Source organism: Nocardioides aestuarii (genome assembly GCF_039527245.1).
Taxonomy (GTDB): Bacteria; Actinomycetota; Actinomycetes; order Propionibacteriales; family Nocardioidaceae; genus Nocardioides; species Nocardioides aestuarii.
On the sequence record NZ_BAAAJT010000002.1, the window covers coordinates 3,164,998 to 3,179,723 of the forward strand.

At 72.3% G+C, this 14,726-nt stretch carries 9 protein-coding genes and 1 tRNA gene; 8 read left to right on the forward strand and 2 right to left on the reverse strand.

Annotated elements, in window-relative coordinates; translation table 11 throughout:
• Positions 1 to 65 precede the first annotated feature (65 nt).
• From ABD091_RS15880 to ABD091_RS15900, 5 genes are all read left to right on the forward strand, one after another.
• Positions 66 to 1,157 (forward strand): YlbL family protein, encoded by a 1,092-nt coding sequence (locus tag ABD091_RS15880; protein ID WP_343920193.1) that lies wholly within the window; start codon positions 66 to 68, stop codon positions 1,155 to 1,157.
• On the forward strand, positions 1,157 to 1,726 hold the full coding sequence (locus ABD091_RS15885) for a PPA1309 family protein (RefSeq protein WP_343920195.1): 570 nt from the start codon (positions 1,157 to 1,159) through the stop codon (positions 1,724 to 1,726). Before ABD091_RS15880 ends, ABD091_RS15885 begins: the two co-directional genes overlap by 1 nt.
• Entirely contained in the window at positions 1,723 to 4,680 is a 2,958-nt protein-coding gene (locus ABD091_RS15890) for a UPF0182 family membrane protein (RefSeq protein WP_343920197.1), read from the forward strand. Before ABD091_RS15885 ends, ABD091_RS15890 begins: the two co-directional genes overlap by 4 nt.
• A 49-nt stretch (positions 4,681 to 4,729) precedes the next feature.
• Positions 4,730 to 4,806, forward strand: a tRNA-Met gene (locus ABD091_RS15895).
• Between the two features lie 74 nt (positions 4,807 to 4,880).
• Entirely contained in the window at positions 4,881 to 5,306 is a 426-nt protein-coding gene (locus tag ABD091_RS15900; RefSeq protein ID WP_343920199.1) for a DUF2177 family protein, read from the forward strand.
• A gap of 118 nt (positions 5,307 to 5,424) precedes the next feature.
• Here the strand turns inward: ABD091_RS15900 and ABD091_RS15905 are convergent, their stop codons facing one another.
• A complete protein-coding gene (locus ABD091_RS15905; protein ID WP_343920201.1) occupies positions 5,425 to 8,850 on the reverse strand; it encodes a PKD domain-containing protein in 3,426 nt (1,141 codons plus the stop codon).
• A 162-nt stretch (positions 8,851 to 9,012) separates the two neighbouring features.
• Entirely contained in the window at positions 9,013 to 10,284 is a 1,272-nt protein-coding gene (locus ABD091_RS15910) for an NAD(P)-binding domain-containing protein (protein WP_343920203.1), read from the reverse strand.
• A gap of 164 nt (positions 10,285 to 10,448) precedes the next feature.
• Here ABD091_RS15910 and ABD091_RS15915 point away from each other — a divergent pair, with 164 nt between their 5' ends.
• The 3 genes from ABD091_RS15915 to ABD091_RS15925 all read left to right on the forward strand — a co-directional run bounded on the left by ABD091_RS15915 (position 10,449) and on the right by ABD091_RS15925 (position 14,626).
• Positions 10,449 to 11,270 (forward strand): class I SAM-dependent methyltransferase, encoded by an 822-nt coding sequence (locus ABD091_RS15915; RefSeq protein ID WP_343920205.1) that lies wholly within the window; start codon positions 10,449 to 10,451, stop codon positions 11,268 to 11,270.
• Between the two features lie 91 nt (positions 11,271 to 11,361).
• The gene (locus tag ABD091_RS15920; protein WP_343920207.1) at positions 11,362 to 11,607 is read left to right on the forward strand and encodes a DUF4242 domain-containing protein; all 246 of its coding nucleotides are present in this window, start codon (positions 11,362 to 11,364) and stop codon (positions 11,605 to 11,607) included.
• A gap of 4 nt (positions 11,608 to 11,611) precedes the next feature.
• A complete protein-coding gene (locus ABD091_RS15925; protein WP_343920209.1) occupies positions 11,612 to 14,626 on the forward strand; it encodes an AAA family ATPase in 3,015 nt (1,004 codons plus the stop codon).
• Positions 14,627 to 14,726 lie beyond the last annotated feature (100 nt).

The window sequence follows — 14,726 nt, forward strand, 5'->3', positions numbered from 1 at the left end:
GGTGACGGAGTTGCGCCGGGTGAGAGGCTGTGCGCCATGACCCAGCGCACGCGGAGCTGCGCGCGATGACGCAGCGCACGCTGGCCGGCCTCCTGGCCGTGCCGTTGCTCGTGGCGCTGTGGGTCCAGGTGCTCCGTGAGCCGTTGCCCTACGTCGTCTACTCGCCCGGGCTCACCGTCGACGTGCTCGGCACGACCGAGGCCGACGGGCAGGGCGACGAGATCATCGAGGTCGAGGGCGCGAAGACCTACCGCGACGACGGCCAGCTGCGCATGACCACCGTCCTGGTCTCGCAGCCCGACACCACCGTCACGCTGCCGCAGCTGATCGGCGCCTGGTTCGACGGCGACGACGCGATCTACCCCTACGCCTCGGTCTACGCCCCCGACGACACCGACGAGACCCAGCGCGAGGAGGGGGCCTTCCAGATGGCGACCTCGCAGGACGCGGCGATCGCCTCGGCCCTCGTCGAGCTCGGCTACGACGTCAACCCGACACCGGTCGTCGCTGTCGTCGAGAAGGGGACCCCCGCCGACGGCGAGCTGCGCGAGGGCGACCACCTGGTCTCCATCAACGACCGCGAGGTCACCACGGTCCAGGAGGCGGCCGAGGCCGTCGACGCCACCGGCGACGGTGAGCCGGTCCAGCTGACCGTCAACCGCAAGGGCAAGCGGCTCGACTTCGCCATCCCGCGGGAGCAGATGGAGGGCGGCCAGCGCATCGGGATCCAGATGCGCGACTCCTTCCGCTTCCCGGTCGACGTGACCGTCGGGGTCGACCCCCAGATCGGCGGGCCCAGCGCCGGCCTGATGTTCTCGCTCGGCATCTACGACACCCTGACGCCCGGCTCGATGACCGGGGGAGAGGTGATCGCCGGCACCGGCACCATCGCGCCCGACGGCACCGTCGGACCGATCGGCGGCATCGACCAGAAGATCGCGGGCGCCCGCGACGACGGCGCCCAGCTGTTCCTCGTGCCGGCCGACAACTGCGACGACGCCGTCGACGCCCCGGCCGGAGACATGCGACTGACCCGCGTGTCCACCATGTCCGAGGCAGTCGACGCCGTCGAGGCGTGGGCCGCCGACCCCGACACCGACCTCCCCCAGTGCACCGCCGGGGGCGGTGCCCAGACCCAGGCCGCAGGAGAGCACTGATGAACGACGACCCGCTGGCCGGCCTCGACGCCGACCCCGCGCTGGCCGCCGCCGTCCTCGAGATCGAGACCCACGTCGCGGGAGAGGGCTGGGACCAGCCGGCCCGGCTCTACGCGCTCGTGGAGACCGCCCGCCTCGTCGAGCAGGAGCCCGCACTGGCGGCGAGCGCTGGCCTCACCGACGCCTCCGCCGACGGATCCTTCACGCCCGTCGAGCAGGACCAGCTGCGGCCCGACCAGCCGCTGGAGTCGGTGCTCGAGGGCATCTCCTGGCCCTCGGGCGTGACGGGCTGTGCGGCCGTCGTCGAGCGGCTGGTGCTGCCGCCGGGGGCCGACGGCGAGCTGCCGGAGGACCCCGCCGCCGCGGAGGAGTACGCCGCGACCCACCCCGACCGCCAGGAGGTTCGCATCGTCGCCGGCGCGACCCGCGGCGGTTCCACCTACTGCGCGCTGCGTCTGCGCGCCCACGACGACGACCAGTCCGTGGTCGCCGGCATCGACCTGGTGCCCGGCCTGCTGGAGCTGATCGTCGCCACCCTGCAGGACGATCCTGAGGAGGACGACCGGTGAGCGACCTGTTCGACGAGGGTGAGGAGCAGCGCCGTACGCCGCCTCCCGAACCGCGCCGCTCGCGCGCGCTCATCATCACCGCGGTGGTGCTGGTCGTGGGCTTCTTCGGCCTGACGACCTTCTCCGCGTTCTGGACCAACCGCGCGTGGTACGAGGTCGTGGACTACTCCCGCGTCTTCACCACGCTGCTGTGGACCCGGGTCGGCCTCTTCGCCGTGTTCGGCGGGCTGATGGGGCTCGTGGTCGGGCTCAACATGTATCTCGCCTTCCGGTTCCGGCCGCTCTACCGGCCGCCGTCGCCGGAGCAGGGGAGCCTCGACCGCTACCGCGAGGTCGTCGTGCCGATCCGGTTGTGGCTGACGATCGGTGTCGCTGCGCTGTTCGGGCTCTTCGCCGGCACCTCGGCCTCGAGCCAGTGGCGGCAGTACCTGCTGTGGTCCAACGGCGGCGACTTCGGATCGCAGGACGCCTACTTCGGCCGCGACATCGGCTTCTACGTGTTCGACCTGCCGTGGCTCCACTACGTCGTCGACTCCGCGATGGCCTTCACGGTCATCGGGCTGCTGATGGCGGCGCTGGTCCACTACCTCTTCGGCGGCATCCAGCTCCAGACGCGCCACGACCGGCTCTCCGGCTCGGCCCAGGTGCACCTCTCCGTGCTGCTCGGCGTCTTCGTCCTGCTCAAGGCCCTCGACTACTGGCTCGACCGCTTCGACCTGGTCAACGACAAGGGATCGCTGCTCACCGGCATGACCTACACCGGCGAGAACGCGGTCCTCCCGGCCAAGAACATCCTGCTCGGCATCGCCGTCATCTGTGCGGTGCTGTTCTTCCTCAACGTGTGGCGCCGCACGTGGATGCTGCCCTCGGTCGGCCTGGCGCTGCTGGTGCTCAGCTCGATCCTGCTCGGCATGATCTGGCCGGCCATCATCCAGCAGTTCAGCGTCAACCCGACCGAGGCCGACAAGGAAGCGCCCTACATCAAGGCCAACATCGACGCCACGCGCGCGGCGTACGACCTCGAGGACATCGAGGTCGAGCCCTACACGGCCTCGACCGACGTGGGCGGCTCCGGGCTGGCGCAGCTGGCCTCCAGCACCGACAGCGTGCCGCTGGTCGACCCGCAAGTGGTCAACGCGACCTTCGACCAGCTCCAGCAGGTCAGGTCCTACTACTCCGTCGCCCCGGTGCTCGACGTCGACCGCTACGACATCGAGGGCACCGAGCGTGCCCTGGTCCTCGGGGTGCGCGAGCTCGACCAGGCCGGCATCTCCGAGGGTGCGCGCAACTGGACCAACCTCCACACCGTCTACACCCACGGCAACGGGATGATCGCGGCCTACGCCAACCAGCGCGGCGAGGACGACGTCGACGAGCAGAGCGAGATCCCGTGGGCGGAGGGTCGCGGAGCCGGCCAGGACGCGCTGGAGAACCTCGACTCGGAGGGCTACGAGGACCGGGTCTACTTCGGCGAGCAGAGTCCGGACTACTCCGTGGTCGGCAAGCCGAGCGACGGCGCCCAGGACGTCGAGCTCGACCTCGGCGACGCCAGCAGCGACGAGGGAACGACGGTCACCTACGACGGTGCCGGTGGCGTCGAGGTCGGCAACATCTTCTCGGAGCTGATGTTCGCGCTGCGCTTCGGCGAGCCCAACTTCCTGCTCTCGGGCCGTGTCCACGAGAACTCCAAGGTGCTCTACCACCGCCAGCCCGCCGAGCGGGTCGAGCGGGTCGCGCCGTGGCTGACGGTCGACGCCGACCCCTACCCGGCCGTGATCGACGGTCGGATCGTGTGGATCCTCGACGGCTACACCACCTCCGACCGCTACCCGCAGGCCGAGCGCGAGTCCTTCGACACGATGATCGACGACTCGTTGGCCGACGACTCGGCGTTCGGCACGCTGCCGACCGACGAGATCAACTACATGCGCAACGCGGTCAAGGCGACCGTGGACGCCTACGACGGCACGGTCAACCTCTACGCGTGGGACGAGTCCGACCCGGTGCTGGAGGCGTGGCGCAACGCCTTCCCGGGCACCGTCCAGGACCGCGACGAGATCCCGGACAGCGTCCTGGAGCACCTGCGCTACCCCGAGGACCTGTTCAAGACCCAGCGCTACCAGTTCGCGCGCTACCACGTCACCGACGCCGAGGACTTCTACCGCGGCGCCGACCGGTGGGCGGTCCCGGAGGATCCCTACCAGCGCGGCAGCTATCAGCCGCCGTACCGCCTGTTCATCGACGACCCGACGATCGACGAGGGGGAGACCTGGTCGATGACCTCGGTCTTCACGCCGTTCGACCGCGCCAACCTGGCCGCCTTCATGTCGGTCGACTCCGACGCGACCGATGACAACTACGGCCGGATCCGCGCGCTCCAGCTCCCCAGCGAGCAGGTCGACGGGCCGAGCCAGGTCGCGAGCGACATGGCGAACGCCGACAACGTGCGTCGCGAGCTGCTCGCGTTCAACGCGGGCGAGACGAAGCCGACCTTCGGCAACCTGCTCACGCTGCCGGTCAACGACGGGTTGATGTACGTCCAGCCGGTCTACGCCGTGCGTCAGCTGTCCGACGCGAGCTATCCGATCCTGCAGTTCGTCATCGTGTCCTACGGCGGTCGGGTCGGCATCGGCAACTCCCTCGAGCAGGCGCTGGGCGACGTGCTCGGCGTCGACCCCGGCGACGTCATCGACCAGACACCCGGTGGGCCCGGCGGCGGGGGACAGAACCCCGACCCGGGCACCCGCGAGGAGCAGATCGCCGCGCTGCTCGCCCAGGCGCAGCAGGCCTTCGAGGACGCCGATGCCGCCTACCGCGACGGCGACACGGTCGAGGGAGCGCGCAAGACCGAGGAGGCGCGGGACTACATCGAGCAGGCCTTCGAGCTGTCCGACCAGGCCGGTGACGGGGGCGGCAACGGGGATGCCGGCTCCGCCTCCGGATCGGAGGGCTGACCCCCGATTTGGTGGCCCACCCCCCATCGCGTAGTGTTCACATCACCGACGCGGGGTGGAGCAGCTCGGTAGCTCGCTGGGCTCATAACCCAGAGGTCGCAGGTTCAAATCCTGCCCCCGCTACCAGATGACGAAGGCCCGGACCTGATGGTCCGGGCCTTCGTCGTTCCCGGTCCTCGGCCCGGACCTAGGCTCGGTGGATGAGCTCCCTCGCGCGCACCGCCCTGCGCTCCTACGCCGTCGCCGTCGTCGTCTTCCTGGTCGTCGACCTGGTCTGGTTGACGGTCGTGGCGAAGGACCTCTACGACGACCAGCTCGGCCCGCTGCTGGCCGACCCGGTCCGTCCGGTCCCCGCCGTCCTCTTCTACGGGCTGTTCGTGGCGGGTCTCGTGCACTTCGTCGTGCTTCCGGCCGTCGAGCGCGACAGCGTCCGCCGGGCGATCCTGTCCGGCGCCTTCTTCGGCCTGGTCACCTACGCCACGTGGGACCTCACCAGCCTGTCGGTGATCGACGGCTTCCCGGCCGCGCTGGTCCCGATCGACCTCGCCTGGGGTGCGGTGCTCTCGGCGACCGTGTCCGGCGTGACGACCGCCCTCGTCCGTCGCTCGGCGCAGACCCCGACCTGACCCCCTCGGCGCACCACCGGGTCGCCGATTGGTCCCCAATGGCAGATTTCCGAGCGGATTCCTGTCGTTGGTGACCAATCGGCAACCCCGCGGCGTCCGTGGACGGCGGTGGCCCCGGTCAGGGGGCCGGGGCGAGGACCACCGTCCAGCTGATGCCGTGGGAGGTGGCGTTGGTCGTCGCGGTCATGCCGCCGACGGTGCCCGCGCTGACGGGCCCGTTGCTGTCGGCCAGGAGGGCGGTGATGCGGCCGCCACCGTTCCCGATCGCCTCCTCGCGGACGGTGACGCCGGCCGGGGCCGACCAGTCGACGGTCGAGCCCGACTTGTCCGTCCACGCCTGCAGCGCCCAGGCGCCGGCCGGGGCGTCGACCTCGGGACTGACGTGCTGGGTCTGGTTGCGATCGGTCGCCGAGGCGATGGCCGCGACCGGGTCGGTGGTGTCGACACCGGCGTAGGCCGTCAGCGCGAGTGCGTACTTCAGCCGGGTGCCGGCCGGGGTCGTGACCGTGCTGCCGGCGTCACCACCGGTCGCCGTGCGTGTCCACACGACGCTGGTCATGCCGCGCTGCGCGTCCTCGCCGGCACGGTCCCAGCCGATCGGGTCGCTGACCGCGGCCTTGTCCTGGAAGGTCCCGACCAGGACCAGCTGGTCGCCGGCGGCCACGTTGCCGGGCACCACGACGCGGGGTGCGGGGCGGTTGCCGGTCTCGGACGCGGAGGCGCGGAAGGCGACGTCCCCGGTGGGCGGTGGCGGCGGCGGCTCGGCCGCCACGGTGACCTGCCGGGTCGTGGCGTCGGTGGCGCCCTCGCCGTCGGTCACCTCGAGCCGGATCGTGTAGGTGCCGTCGTCGGCGTAGGTGTGGCCAGCGGTCCGGCCGGCCGCGGTGCCGCCGTCACCGAAGGTCCAGTCGTACGACGCCAGGTCGTCCTCCGGGTCGCGTGAGCCGGACCCGTCGACGGTGCAGACCCGCTCGTCGCAGCTGACGGTGAACGACGCCGTGGGCGGCTCGTTGACCGGTGGCGGGGGCGGCGGGGGAGCACTCGCCCCCGAGCCGATGAAGACCGCGTCCGCCCGCCAGTCGAGCGTGTCGTCGACCAGCGACGCCGCCCCCTGCGGGCCGTCGTCGAAGGGCACGCCGAGCAGGTCGCCGGAGGACCGGCTCACGACGTACAGCGTGTCCCCGTCGACGAAGAGCCCGCCGGTGTCGGCCCAGCCCCGGCCGCCGTTGGCGGTGAAGGTCTCGCTGCCGACGATCCCGCTGTCGGCGTTGAACCAGCGCCAGTAGAGCTGGTTGTCGCCCGACCGCGTGTACCAGATCCGGTCACCTGCGTAGGTCAGGCCGGTGAGGCTGCCGATCTGGCCGTAGAGGTCGGGGACGCGACCCCGGTAGGTGTTGTTGGAGCCGGTGTCGACGTCGCTCCAGAACGGGTCGTTGTAGGGGTCGACGCGTACGTCGGGCCCGGTCTGGTCGTCGGTGAAGGTCCGGCGGTGGACGTAGCCGTCGGTCTCCGCTGTGAAGAGGGTGTCGCCCACGACGAAGGCACCGCGTACGTCGTTCCAGTCGATGCCGCGCGGGTCGGTCGCCGCAGGCGCCTCGGCCGTCGTGCCGTCGAACCCGACGGCGACCAGCGAGTTCTCCGCGGGGACGGGCGGGGGCAGGTCGCGTCGCACGATCTCGATCGCGTTGACCAGCGGGTTCTCGTCGACGTGGGAGAAGTCGAGGTCGACGTTGCCGTCGCTGGTGACGTCCCACGAGCGCATGGTGCCGCGCTGGTCGCCGACGGAGGCGACGATGTCGACGTCGTCGAGGACGGTCTGACCGTCGAGCGCCACGTCGAACCGGCGCGCGCCGGCGGTGCTGGTGCACGTGCAGCGGTTGGCGAGGTAGACCCTCACCTGCAGGGGAAGCCCGGCCTCGACCGGGAAGTCCCAGGACATCGGCGGGTTGTCGTTGGGCGACCACCGCTCGGTGTCGAAGACCTGCGGCGGCGTGCTCGCCGGGACGGTGCCGTCGACGGTCGCGCCGGAGGCATAGCCCGCGGCGTTGCTGTTGCTGTTCCGGTAGGGGCTCGCCGACTGGTCGTCGGCCTCCCACGCCGGGCCGCCGTCGACGCCCGGGAGTGCGGACCCGCCGGCGTTGACGCGGTAGAGGACGTTCCCGGGGTCCACGGCCTGCGCGCCTCCGAGCAGGACGTCACCCGGGAGGCCGGGCGTCGTCTCCGGGTGGGGCGCCTCTCCACCTGCGAGCGGGAAGAAGGCGAGTCGCTCGCGCCGCCACTGGCGGTTGCCGATCCAGACCGTGTTGCTGCCGACCCACAGGCCGTCGGGCGTCGCGTGGATGACGTACGCCGCCTCGCCGCGGGGGTTGCGTCCGGGGTTCCAGCTGAGCGGGACGCCGGAGTCGGGGTCGTGGGCGGAGAGTCCCGCTCGGGGCACCGACCCCTGCCCGTTGCTGTCCCGTCCTTCGGAGTTGTTCATCCAGCGCTGGTGGCCGCCGACGTAGACGGCGTTCTCGGTGATCTCGACGCCCCAGAGGGTGTCGCCACCGGCTGCCGACACCCAGGTCGGCTGCACGTCGTCGCCGGTGGCGTCGAACTCGAAGCGGGCGATGCTGTCGCACAGGGTGCCGGGGTTGCCGCCGCCGGTCGTGCCGATGACGAAGTAGGAGCCGTCGGGCGAGACGGCCATGCCACGCATGTAGCTGTCGAAGGCGAAGCTGTAGCAGTAGGGCTCGTAGCGGCGGGTCCGCCAGTCCGGGGCGACCGTGGCGGAGCTGCCGGTGAGGTCGAGGACCACGACCTGGTCGCGGACCAGACCGTCGGCCTGCTTGAAGTTGCCGATGGCCGCGAGCCGCGAGCCGTCTCCGTTGACCACCATGTCGCGAACCCCGACGGCACCCTGGGCGCCGCTGCCGGAGTCGTTGTGGTGGCCGGTGACGTCGACGTCCATCAGTGGGTCGAGGGCACCCGTTCGCGGGTCGAGGGACGCGAGGCCGCGGTGGTCCTGACCGCCCGCGCTGCGGAACGTCCCACCGACCACCAGTCTCCCCTGGGCGACGACGAGGGTCTCGATGCGGCCGTTGGTCGCCGCGGGCCGGAAGCCGTCGACGACCTGCCCTGTCGCGACGTCGAGGAGCGTGACGTGGCTCTGGTTGGCCCCGTTGACGGTGCTGAACCGCCCGGCGACGTAGACGGTGCCCGGGTCCGGTCCCGGCAGGACGTCCTCGACGCTGCCGTTGAGGGTGGGCCGGAAGCCGTTGACCAGCTGTCCGCTGTCGGCGTCGAAGGCGACGATCCGGCTCGCGCTGCGGGTGGTGCCGCCGGAGGTGACCTGGCTGAAGGACCCGCCGACGACCATCGTGTCGCCGACCTGCGTGATCGCGTGGACCTCCCCGTCAGGGAAACCGGGCGTGCCCGCGGCCGGCACCTCCCGGGGCAGGACGTCGTGCCCCGGCGGTGCTGCCGCGGCCGTCGGACCGGTCGCGACCAGCCCCGCCAGGAGCAGTCCTGCCAGCGCAGGAAGGACGGTGGTGGACCTGTTCATCGTTCCCCCAGGGATCGGTGTCGTCGTCCCCGATCGGGCCGGGGCTCCGGTTCACGCGCCGGCGCCGCTTCCTGGCGCCCACCCCTCGACACCTACGGGGGAGGCACGCCGCGGCTCTTGGAGACGGAGGGGGTTTGCCCAATTCTGGTGAGGGATCCGGCGCTACCGGACCTGGCTGCTGGCACCGTCGAGGTGGCGCACCAGGTGGGGGAGGAGCTCGACGGCGTCGGGACCGACGCCGTCGAGGAAGCTGGACTTGCGTCGGCGCTGGAAGGTGAGTCCGAGCGCGTACAGCCCGGGCGCCTCCAGCACGCCGCCGTCGTGGCGCAGCCGCCCGGAGGGGGCGAGCAGGCTGCGGTCGAGCCAGGGGTAGCGGGGCCGGAAGCCGGTGGCCCACACCACGGCTCCGAACGCGGTGAGGTCGGCGTCGAGCCGGTCGGGGTCCACCACGGTCGCCGCGGGTCTCGAGGGCTCTCCCAGCTCCGCGTCGAGCCCGTGCTCCGTCGCGAACTCGTCGATCCGGTCGAGCAGGCGGCGCTGCTTGAGGTCCGCCAGCCGGCAGACGTTGTCGAGGGAACCGGCGAACAACGCCCGGGCACCGTCGATGCCCCCGAGCCGACCGACCACGGTGACGCCGCGGGCGGTGAGGGCGTTGAGGTCGAGGTCGCGGAGCTCGGGACTCCCGACGAGCTGGAGCGAGGGGAGGCGGCGAGCGCGCTCGATGTCCTCGACCTCGTCGTAGCGCTCGTCGAGCATGCCGATGGTGTCCATCCACCAGTGGATGTCCATGCCGCGGTAGGTGCGCGGCAGCCGCACGTGCTCCCCGGTGGCCAGGGTGACCGCGCGACCCGAGCGGGCCAGCTCGTCGGCGATCTGTGCGCCCGAGGCCGAGCCGCCGACCACGAGCACGGGGCGGTCGGGGAGCTGCCCGGGGTTGCGGTAGTCCGAGGGAGTCACCTGGACGAGGTGGCCCGGCAGGTCCTGCGCGACGGCGGGGACGTGGGGGTCGCTGCACGCTCCGGTGGCGATGACCACCGCCCGGGTGCGCCACCGGCCGCGGTCGGTGTCGACGACGTAGCCGCCGTCGACCGGCACCACCGACGCGACGGTGGTGCCGGCCAGGACGGGCGCCCCGAACGAGGCGGCGTAGGACGAGATGAACGCGGCGACCTCGGTGGCCGTCATGAAGCCGTCGGGGTCCGGCCCCTCGTAGGAGTGGCCGGGCACCCTGGTCATCCAGTTCGGCGTCAGCAGCCGCAGGGAGTCCCACCGTTCCGTGCGCCACGACTCCGCGGTCCCGCCCCGTTCGAGGACGACGTGGTCGATGCCGGCCCGAGTGAGGCAGTGGCTCATGGCCATGCCCGCCTGGCCACCCCCGACCACGACCACGTCGGTGGTCCTCGGGCCGGAGCCGCCGGTGCGCGTGCTGCTCATGGGTCGTCCTCCGCCTCGTCGTGGCGCCGTTCGGTCGGTGCCGGTGGCACCAGACTCACGGCGACCGCCACCTCGAGGCTTGGAGAGGAGGTGGAGAACTCCTGGACCCGATCTCCACACGACCTCCAAGACCGGGGGCGCGCGGGTGGCCCACCGTGGTGGTCATGACGACGACGCCCTCCACGACCACCCACCAGCCCGCGGGACACCGCTGGCGCACCGCCGGCGACGCCTGGGGGCACGCGGCCGTCGACTGGTCCTGCCTCTTCGAGCACTACGCCGTGGGGGTCATCCAGGTTGCCCTCGACCGCCTCGGCGTGGGTCCGGGATCCCGGCTGCTCGACATCGCCTGCGGCTCGGGACTCGCCGCGAGGATGGCCGAGGTCGCGGGGGCCGAGGTCGCCGGGATCGACGCCTCGGAACGGCTCATCTCGGTGGCCCGGGCGCGGTGCCCCGACGCCGACCTGCGGACCGGAACCATGTTCGAGCTGCCGTGGGACGACCAGGGCTTCGACGCGGTCACCTCGATCAACGGCATCTGGGGCGGGTGCGAGGCGGCGCTGGCCGAGGCCCACCGGGTGCTGCGTCCGGGAGGCCGGATCCTGGTGAGCTTCTGGGGCCGCGGCCACCTCGACCTGAGGCCCTGCTTCAAGGTGTTCGCCGCCCACTCGCCCGACGCCCACCGGGAGGGGATGCGGCGCACCAACGACATCGCCCGCGCCGGGGTCGCGGAGTCGATGCTCGAGGCCTCGGGCTTCGAGGTGCTCGAGCGGGGCAGCCGGATGTCCACCGTGGAGTGGCCCGACGCGGACACGGCGTGGCGCGCTGTCTCGAGCGTGGGTCCTGCGGTGCCGGCGCTCCAGCACGCCGGGGCCGACGTGCTCCGTCCGCTCGTCATGGAGGTGCTCGAGCGGACGCGGGACGAGCACGGCATCTTCCGCTTCCGCAACGACCAGGAGTACGTCGTCGCGCAGCGCCCGCGGTGAGCCGTGGCGCCAAAGGCAGCGGCACGATCCGGCCGGCTGTGCCAGACTGGACGGGCCGCTCGGGGGCGACCATCCATCCAGGAGGACCGCCATGCCGCTCTATCTCGTGGAGCGAGAGTTCGCCGAGGGCCTCGACCTCGACGACGAGACCAAGCGCCTGATCGACGACTACAACCTCGAGCACGAGATCAGGTGGCTGACCTCCTTCCTGTCCGCCGACAAGAAGAAGACCTACTGCCTCTACGAGGCCGACGACGTCGACCAGCTGCGACGCCACGCCGCCGACCTGGGTCTTCCGTTCGACACGGTCACCGAGGTCGCCGAGCTCGTGCGCTGAGCCCGTGCCGCAGTACCGCTTCGGCGACTTCCGGGTCGACACCGACACCGTCGAGGTGTGGGGGCCCGACGGGCCGCGCGACGTCGAGCCCCAGGTCTTCGGGGTGCTGCAGTACCTCGTCGAGCAGGGCGACCGGCTGGTCACCAAGACCGAGCTCCTCGAGAGCGTCTGGGGCAACACCTTCGTCTCCGAGTCGGCGCTGACGACCCGCATCAAGCAGGCGCGACGTGCGCTGGACGACGACGGGTCACGGCAGTGGGCGATCAGGACCGTCCACGGGCGCGGCTACCGGTTCGTGCCGACGGTCGAGCTGGTGCCGGCGCCGTCGTCGACCCCGCCGGTCACCTCGCTCCCCGACGAGCTGCGGATGGGCTCGCGTCGGCGCTTCTGCGGGCGGGAGCCCGAGCTGGAGCTCGGGGAGGTGGTCCTGGCGGGCGCCACGCCCGACTCGCCCGTGGGGTGGGTGTGGCTCCTCGGCGAGCCGGGCATCGGCAAGAGCCGGCTGGCGGCCGAGCTGGCCGCGCGGGCGCACGCACGCGGGCACCGGGTCGTGTTCGGCCGCAACAGCGAGGACCTGCGGGTGCCCTACCAGCCGTTCGTCGAGGTGATCGGCCAGCTGACCGCCCCGGCGCAAACCGACGACGAGGTCCCCGACCTCCCGCCCGAGCTGCTGACGCTGCTCCCCACGTCGCCGGCCGCCGGCAGGGGGGAGCCGGCTGCTGCGGACAACCCGGGGGTCGGCGACGAGGGCCGCCGGTTCCACCTGTTCGAGGCCGTCGCGCGGTGGCTCGGGTCGTGCGCGCTCGCCCGGCCCCTGACCGTGGTCGTCGACGACGTCCACTGGGCCGCCGAGTCGACGCTCCAGCTCCTCGCCCACCTCCAGCAGCGACCGGGCGACGCCGCGGTGACGATCGTGCTCACCGCGCGGGACACGGCCCCCGACGCCAGCGACCGGATCGCCGACCTGATCGCCCGGGCGCAGGGCCGGCCACGCACGACCGTGGTGCCGCTCGCGGGGCTCGACGCCGCCGACGCGGCGGACCTGGTCGCCGCCGAGGGTCTCGACATGGCCGAGGTGATGCGCCAGACCGCCGGCAACCCGCTGTTCCTCCAGGCGGTCGACCCGGTCGCCGGCGCAGTCCACATCGAGGGTGCCGTCAGACGGCGGCTGGCGACCCTGCCGGTCGACATCCAGGACACCCTCCGGATGCTCTCGGTGCTCGGGCTCGAGTTCGAGCTGACCGTCGCCGCAGCGGCCCAGCAGCGCGACGAGCTCGACCTGCTCGAGGAGCTCGAGTCGGCGGTCGCGGCGCGACTGCTGGAGGACATCGGGGTCGACCGGTTCCGCTTCACGCACGCCCTGGTCCGGTCGGCGCTGCGCGAGCAGGTCGGGTCGGCCCGCCGCTCGCGGATGCACCGCCGGATCGCGGACGCCCTGGGGGAGCTCTTCCCCGGCGACCCGGCCCACCTCCCCGAGCTGGCCTTCCACACCGCCGAGGCGTCCCAGGTCGACGCCGCTCTGCGGCCGGTGGCCGTCGACCGGCTCCGTCGTGCGGCGGCCGCGGCGAGCGACCGGTTCTCCTTCGAGGAGTCGGCCGACCTGCTCCGGCGTGCGCGGGGGCTCGCCGACGGCCTGGACGACGCCAGCCGGGCCCGGCTGGCGCTCGACCACGGCGCGGCGGAGAGCCGGGCGGGGCGCAACATGCCCGCCACCCGCATCTTCGAGGAGGCCATCACGCTCGCGGCCGGGACGGGCGACGTCGCGCTGCGCGTCGAGGCCGCACTCGGCTACGAGAACGCCCGCTGGCGCCCCGGCCTGGCCGGTGACGGGTCGCTGGTCCACCTCGACGAGGCGGTGGCGCTGCTCGACGGCGCCACGGCCTCGGGCAGGAGCCTCCCGACCGAGACCGACCTGCGGGCCGGGCTCGCCGTCGCACGGCTGCGGGCCCTGGCGATGTCGGGACGGCGCGACGAGGCCGACACGGCCTTCCGTCAGGCGCGCGAGCTCGCCTCCTCCCTGGACTCCCCGACGCTCGAGGCCAACGTCCTCAGCGTCTACCTCGGACACGTCGTCCTCCACCGGAGCGCCGCGGAGGCCCGACCGATGATCGAGCGCCTGGCCGAGCTCGAGCCCCTGATCACCGACGGTGACGTCGCGCTGCACTCCCTCCACGACCGGATCATGTTCGCGACGATCACCGGTGACGTCGCCGAGTGCCGTCGGCTCGTGGCGCTCATGGGGGACGCGCAGCTGCGCTACCGGTCGAGCTTCTGGGAGTTCGTGCGCACCAACCAGGAGGCCATGGAGGCGTTCTACCGGGGTGACCTCGCGACGAGCGAGCGGCTCTCGGAGCACTGCCTCGACCTGGCGCGTGGTCTCCCGGACGAGGACGGGACGGGCGCCTACGGCCTGCGGATGTTCCTGATCCGGCGCGAGCAGGACCGGCTGGGGGCCGTCGCCCCGATGATCCGTACGGTCGTCGCCGGCTCCGGGGGAGACGCCGTGTGGACGCCGGGGCTGGCCTGGCTGCTGGCGGAGACCGGCGCGGCCGAGGAGGCCGCCGAGGTGCTCGGCGACCTGAAGGCCTCCGGCTGGCGGGTCCCGATCGACGCGATGTGGAGCACGGTGATGGTGTTCCTGGCCGAGACGATGGTGCGGGTCGGCGACCGGGACGCCTGTGCCCTGCTCCGGGGGAAGCTGTCAGGCCACGCGGGCACCAACGTCGTCACCGGATCCGGGCAGCTGTGCTTCGGCCGGGTCGACCGCTACCTCGGCATGCTGTCGTTCACGCTAGGTGAGCTGGCGCTCGCCGAGCGCCAGCTGGGCGAGGCCCTGGAGGGCGACGCCGCCGGTGGCTCGGTGCTCTGGGCCAACGAGAGCCGTTGGTGGCTCTCGCGAGTACGCCGGGCGCAGGGCCACGAGGCCGAGGCCGATGCGATGGCCCGTGTCGTGGCCGGTGAGGCCAGGGCCCACGGGCTCGCGCGGCTCGCCCGGCTGGCCGCCGAGGAGCTCGCCTGACCCGGACCCCGGCGTTCAGGTCGTCTCCAGGTCCTCTCCAGATCGTCTCCAAGTCCTGCCCCGGTCCCGCGACCAGAGTGGTGGTCACACCGGCACCCCA